At 51.8% G+C, this 253-nt stretch carries 1 protein-coding gene; it reads left to right on the plus strand.

The features are described 5' to 3' along the window. Window positions 1-213: hypothetical protein (locus ACPYOI_RS36565; protein WP_481424242.1), on the plus strand; the 213-nt coding region annotated here is incomplete at its 5' end. Between the last annotated feature and the right edge of the window lie 40 nt (window positions 214-253).

The following is a 253-nucleotide window of genomic DNA, read 5'->3' on the forward strand; positions in this document are numbered from 1 at the left end:
ATTCGCGGTTCGATCAATATCTGCGCGGCGAAAGCAAGGCGATTTCTTCGCAAGAGAAAAAGGGTTACGAGCTTTTCCGCAGCTACGGATGCGTGTCTTGTCACCAAGGTTCGAATGTCGGTGGGAATCTATTTGAGAAATTTGGGATTTTTGGCGACTTCGGGCCGAACGCCTCACCTGATAACGACGGCAATTTCGGGCGATGGACCATAACGCACGACGACAAAGACAAGGGCGTCTTCCGGGTTCCAAG

This window comes from Rhizobium sp. SVR5-2C (assembly GCF_056755115.1).